This window comes from Psychromonas sp. (assembly GCF_983033635.1).
Genome location: NZ_CEZLMY010000232.1, coordinates 1 through 4,398, shown reverse-complemented (window position 1 = coordinate 4,398; position 4,398 = coordinate 1). Strand labels below are relative to the sequence as shown.

General features: G+C 46.7%; 5 protein-coding genes. 3 read left to right on the top strand and 2 right to left on the bottom strand.

What is annotated here, in order from left to right; genetic code table 11:
- The 3 genes from AC4GME_RS17575 to AC4GME_RS17565 all read left to right on the top strand — a co-directional run.
- Positions 1 to 106: type II toxin-antitoxin system YoeB family toxin (locus AC4GME_RS17575; protein WP_490379917.1), on the top strand; the 106-nt coding region annotated here is incomplete at its 5' end.
- Positions 107 to 300: 194 nt separating this feature from the next.
- Positions 301 to 1,212 carry a tyrosine-type recombinase/integrase gene (locus AC4GME_RS17570; RefSeq protein WP_490378307.1) on the top strand — a complete coding sequence of 304 codons (912 nt, stop codon included), beginning with the start codon at positions 301 to 303 and terminating at the stop codon, positions 1,210 to 1,212.
- Entirely contained in the window at positions 1,205 to 2,272 is a 1,068-nt protein-coding gene (locus AC4GME_RS17565; RefSeq protein WP_490378306.1) for an IS91 family transposase, read from the top strand. The genes AC4GME_RS17570 and AC4GME_RS17565 overlap by 8 nt, the downstream gene beginning before the upstream one ends.
- Before the next feature lie 351 nt (positions 2,273 to 2,623).
- Here the strand turns inward: AC4GME_RS17565 and AC4GME_RS17560 are convergent, their stop codons facing one another.
- Both AC4GME_RS17560 and AC4GME_RS17555 read right to left on the bottom strand, forming a co-directional pair.
- Entirely contained in the window at positions 2,624 to 3,343 is a 720-nt protein-coding gene (locus AC4GME_RS17560; RefSeq protein WP_490378305.1) for a methyltransferase family protein, read from the bottom strand.
- Positions 3,344 to 3,799: 456 nt separating this feature from the next.
- A partial coding sequence (locus AC4GME_RS17555; RefSeq protein WP_490379916.1) for an SAM-dependent methyltransferase occupies positions 3,800 to 4,398 on the bottom strand: 599 nt, incomplete at its 5' end.

The following is a 4,398-nucleotide window of genomic DNA, read 5'->3' as shown; positions in this document are numbered from 1 at the left end:
ATCTGGATATTGGTCACGTCGTATTAATGATGAGCATCGAATTGTTTACAAACATCAAGATGAAACAATTCTAATTGCGCAACTACGCTACCATTACGGCACATAACGCCTTGCTCTCCTGCGAGTAAGTTGGTGCTATTTTTGCTGTTTGTTGTTTTTAGCAAAAACCGCGACAACTATATCGAGTCTGAGTGCAGCAACTTGTTGAACGAAGCCGCTCTGCGGCAGAAAAACAAATAACCTCAATCGAGTATACAAATAAAGAACCGTCAATGTTGACGGCTTTATTTGGAGGTTGTTATGAAACCACTCGAACAAACTCGCTTTGATAATTTATATCAAGCTTACATCAACGAATTGATCTTACAAGGGAAAAGCCCTAAAACCATCGACTGTTACAGCCGTTGCCTTCGCCAAGTCACAGAATATTTCAATGTCTGTCCTGATCACCTCTCCTGCGAAGAACTAAAGATCTATTTTCTGCACCTCGTAGAGCATAAATCTTGGAGCGCCGTAAAAATAGCACGCAACGCCATTCAGTTTTTCTACAAGCATGTGCTTAAGCGTCCTTGGCAATGGGTTGATATCGTTAAACCACCTAAACAACAACCCATTCAAGATGTACTCTCCGTTGCTGAAGTTGAAGCCATTATCAATGCAACTCGCCAGCTCAGGTATCAGGTTTATTACCTCACCACTTACAGCTTAGGGCTGCGTTTAAGTGAATCACTCAACCTGACAATCGCCGATATAGATGGTCATCTGATGCAAGTACATCTGCGTTATACCAAAAGTAAAAAAGACCGCTTTGTCCCCTTACCCCAAGCAACGCTACTGGCACTTCGCGCTTATTGGAAAACACATCGTCATCCAACATTGATTTTCCCAGGCGGCAAGCCCCCGCATATTCGCGAGGGTAAAGTGATGGTGATGGATAAAGGCGGTGTGCAGAAAACTATTAAGCTTGTGGCTAAAGAATGCGGCATCAGCAAAAACGTCCATGTGCATACTCTGCGTCATTCCATCGCCACCCATATGCTCGAACGAGGTTGCAGCCTGCGTTCGATTCAGGCATTTCTTGGCCATGCAGATCCCAAAACCACCGCGATATACACGCGCATGACCAGCGAGGCCGCACAAAACAGCGCATTAATGCTCAATGATATTATTGATTCATTATCCATTGACTGGCGGGAGAGCGATCATGATTAGCCTCGCTTCTATTGCCAAACAGTATCAACAGCCACTACTCAATAAATATAGCGACAAGATGCAAAACGCGCATCGACACGCCCTCAAGCAAATCATTGCCTGCCATACCTCACAGGCCGGCGCCATGTTATATCACTGTGACCATTGCCATCTCGCGACCACCTTATTTCCCTCCTGCGGACACCGACATTGCCCCGCGTGTCAACATACCGCCAATAATGATTGGCTGGATAATCAGTGCCAGAAATTGCTGCCCGTCGATTATTACCTTGTCGGCTTTACCTTGCCTGAACAGCTCCGTGCCTTTGTTTGGGACCATCAAAAATGGGCTTATCAAGCGTTGTTTATCGCAGCCAAAGCGACCCTTAATGCCTTTTTTAAATGCGATAATAAACTCGGTGAGCATGCAGGTTATATTGCGGTGTTACATACCCATGCTAGAAACCTGATATATCACCCTCATATACATTTTGTGGTGCCCGCAGGAGCGCTAAATAAAAACAAAACGGTGTGGTTGAGCAAAGTTGGAAAGTACCTGTTTGTCGCAGATAATTTAGCCAAAGTCTTTCGCGGTAAATTTATCGAATTGATGTGTAAAGCAGGCTATTACCTGCCAGCGAAGACACCTACATCTTGGAATGCAGATTGTGAATATGTCGGCAGAGGTGATGCTGCCTTAACCTACCTAGCACGCTATCTATACCGCAGTGTTATCAGCGAGCAAAACATATTGCGCCTTGATAACGGGCAAGTCACGTTCCGTTATAAAGAGAGTCGCAGTAAGCAATTCAAAACCATCACCGAGCCCGCGGTAGCTTTTTTATGGCGGGTTTTACAGCATGTATTACCGAAAGGATTTCGACGCGCACGTAACTATGGTTTTATGCATGGTAATGCAAAAGCAACACTCAAACGCTTACAGTTGATACTAAAAGTAACACTCAAACCAACACCTGTGAGACAGAAAAAAAGCGTCTGCTGTCCGCAATGTCAGAATGAAATGCAGCTGTATTTATTACGTATTGGCACGCGCCTTATCATCAACGGCAACACGATATAAAACAGGGAAGTGATCTAGCAAAGGGAGTTGTGGCGAAATAGGCATCAATTAGTAAAGGAGCATATATGAAAAGATAAAACAGTGTTAATTCAACAGATTGCAGATGGTGACAACTGCGATTGTAATAACACTCGCCCAGAAAAAAGTCTTCGTAAGCCGCGACTTAAACCACCGTACTCTCGTTTTAAATATTTACTATAAATAGCAGAGATAACCGCCCGGGCTTGTCCAACAATAGGATTAAGTCGTGGTTCGCGTTGCTCACACAACCTATCCTTATTAGTTAGGCAGAGTGCAGCTCTCCCAGCTGGATCTCAATATCAGATCTTGGACACACACCACTTATGCCTCTCAGTATATCCCAGGAATTAAGCGATAGCGCACGCGTTGCGCATAGTCCCGATAGCCCGGCAACTCTTCCTGCAAAGTCTGGTCCTCAAGTACGGTTCTAATCACTGTAATGAGCAATGCAGCCACAGAAGGAATAAGTGCCCATACCGAGCTCAAAGCAAGAACAATACCGAATAGTGGAAGAATATTACCAGCATAACCCGGATGCCTCACAAACCGGTACGGACCACTGTCACACACCACATGACCTCGGTCCGTCTGAATTCGTACCACACTGAAAAAGAAGCGGTTCACCGCCAATGCCCATGCGGCGAAGCCGTAACCGAACACGATAAAAATGAATCCTACCACACTGATCCATAGAGGAAATTCGGTAGACCAATTATAGCGATGGTCCAGCCCAGCTACTATGACCATAGGAAACACAAAACTCACCGCCATCAGAGGAGCAAGCACTTTGTCCCAAGCCTTTGCGTTATGAAAACTTTCTTTACTTTGTCTTTCAGCCGTTATTCCAGGGTGTCGCTGCTCTGCCCACATACGCCCCCCTATACCAGCGGCTAAGATTAATAGGGAATAGACCCATGCCTGCCACCAACCGATGTCCCCTCCGCATATCAATAAAATCACTGGAATAAGGAGATACACGACAACTAACCTGATCCATTGGCGAGGAGATACTGTTTGAGCTATCTCTTTGCTCCCCTTCTTCTCTGACATGCGATTCTCCAAATTAAAACGAATTTGAGTGTGTGCCTAACGCCGCAAACAACAATGCACCCGGCGGTTAAGAATTACAGAGCTGATTTAACCGTTCTTGGTTTTGCTAAACACACCGCTTTAAATAAAGCCCGTTTTTACCGGTAACTCAGATAATGTGTTTTAAGCTTTTGGCTTTTATAAAAGTTAAAACGCTATTATCGGAATCAACTTTGCTGCGGCTGAATGAGCGTATTTACAAAGCTGTGAAGACTACACTTTACGAGTATTTCACAAAGCACGTCATACAAAATACGCTTCTAATATTCAGCAAATAACACCTTAAATTTTAAAGGCGATTAACGTCGCGCATGAGGCTCAAAATGGCTCGCGTCCGCGCGGTTCATTTTGTAGCTCTCCATGCGTCTTGTTAGGCATGATCCTTCTCATGTTCTGATTCACCCAAAAACCTCCTTATCACCGCGCCATCAGTGCGAACACACCCCAGCCCAAGTACTCACGCGTGTACGCGGCGTAGCGTCCGGGTTCCGAGGTCAGTTGGGCTCGAACTTCTTTGGCGAAGTCGTCATCGGGATTCGCTTCGAGCCATCGGCGCATTGTGAGCCACTTGGCCGCCTCGTATCTGTCCCCGCCGTTTTGGTCTGCCAAAACCATTTCCACGACGTCGTACTTAAGCTCGGCGAAAGACGCGAGCAGTTCCGGGAGCAGGAGAAAGTCGGAGATTGAGTGGGCAAGACACCCCTTGGCAACTTCTTCCGTCGGCGGCAACTTCAGCCAATAGGGCTCGCCGATGAGTATAATCCCTCCGGGGCGGAGGCTCTGCGACAGAAGTTTGATGGTGCCGGCGACTCCCCCTCCGATCCACGTGGCACCGAGACAGGCTGCCACACCGACCTTTTCATCGGCTACGTAGCCGGCAGCGTCGCCGTGGATGAACTCGACGCGGTCGGCGACATTGAGTTCTTCAGCGCGACGTTTCGCTTGCTCGGAGAACAACTGACTCATGTCGATACCGGTGCCAACGATTCTAAGATCACGTGCCCAAGTGCATAACA

Excerpts from the sequence above, each read along its gene's own strand:
- AC4GME_RS17570 (WP_490378307.1), top strand. The coding sequence starts at position 301 with ATGAAACCACTCGAACAAACTCGCTTTGATAATTTATATCAAGCTTAC.
- AC4GME_RS17565 (WP_490378306.1), top strand. The coding sequence starts at position 1,205 with ATGATTAGCCTCGCTTCTATTGCCAAACAGTATCAACAGCCACTACTC.
- AC4GME_RS17560 (WP_490378305.1), bottom strand. The coding sequence starts at position 3,343 with ATGTCAGAGAAGAAGGGGAGCAAAGAGATAGCTCAAACAGTATCTCCT.